Here is a 1,415-nt window from a genome sequence, read left to right as displayed (position 1 = left end):
AATGGGTGGAATAATAATAAAGGAGATACTAGAAGCATAGATGAATTTAGATTAGTGGGGGATATTGATTTTAGTGGGAAAGAATATAATGATGGCTATGTAGTTGGAAATAAGGACAATTATTTTACTGCAAATTTTAATGGACAAGGATATACACTTAAAAATATCACTGTTTCTAAATATTATGATGATTATGTAGGTATTTTTGGGGCTGTAGGAAATAATTCAATATCTAATTTTTTTGTTGATAATGTTAAATTTTATAGAGGAGGTTGGCCTGTATTGGGTGGGTTAATAGGATATGCTTATAACTCAAATATTTCCAATATTTATTTAAATGGTGTAACGATAACTTCTAATGGAAATATTCAATATGTTGGAGGTGTGGTTGGCTATAGCTATGGTAGCACTTTTGAAAATATTTCTTTGAAAAATATTGATATTAAAGCGGATTTTAATGATGGAGCAGATTATCATCCGGCCGCAATGCATTATGGAGGTTTTATTGGTTATAGTAAAAATGATGGGTTTAGCGACATAAGCTTAAGTGATATTTATATAGATGTTCATGTTGGTAGAGGAATTTTTATAGGGCAGCCATATGGACCTGCTGTAGGTGGTTTTGCAGGAAGTATTTATGGAAATGGTCAAGTTAATAATATTTCTATAGAAAATATAGAGAGAATCTATCTAAAAGCTCATGGAATTGGAGAGGCTGGAGCAGGAGGGTTTGTTGGGATTATAAATGGAAATACCACTTTTAATAATATTACAATTAATAATATCAATGAAATTATTTTTGAACATATTTATGATAATCCAAGTGGCGGTGCTATAGGTGGTTTTGCAGGCTGGATTGTTGAAAATAGTGGTATTGCTTTTAAAAATATTGCTTTAAATAATGTTAAAAAAATATATTCTAGTGATAGTGCTACATATCAAGGTGGTTTTTTAGGTGCAACTTATAGTGTAAAAGATTCTGTAAATAATGGTAAAAATAGCTTTGAAAATATTTATATTTATTTTAATGAAAAAGCTGAAATGGGCAATAAAAAAACAGGTTTATTTGCGGGGGAGTTTGGTAACAATAATGTTATTAACAGCAATATACATATCTATTATCAAAATAACACACTAGAAAACGCAAATAGTGATAGTAGCTTTTGGAATGATTTTAATTCCAATGGTTATGTAAGTGATAAAGTTAATTTGCATACCTATACACAAAATAATGCAGAGGAAGCCTATAATGATTTTTTATCAAAAGCAGAAACTATAATCAAGCCTACTCCACCAAATATAGACGGTGGAGATAATGGAGACAACAACACCGATTCAGGCTTAAGCGATGTAATCTTAAGTAGAGATGACTTTGATTCTTCTATTATTAGTGGTATCTTAGATGAAATCTTAAA

At 30.0% G+C, this 1,415-nt stretch carries 1 protein-coding gene; it reads left to right on the top strand.

All coding sequences use genetic code 11. From position 1 onward, the window contains the following. On the top strand, positions 1-1,415 hold a 1,415-nt coding region (locus EBF09_RS08955; RefSeq protein ID WP_332870719.1), incomplete at both ends, for a GLUG motif-containing protein.

The organism is Helicobacter burdigaliensis (assembly GCF_003670295.1).
In the GTDB taxonomy this organism is placed as follows: domain Bacteria; phylum Campylobacterota; class Campylobacteria; order Campylobacterales; family Helicobacteraceae; genus Helicobacter_D; species Helicobacter_D burdigaliensis.
This window is presented reverse-complemented; position numbering and strand designations above follow the sequence as displayed.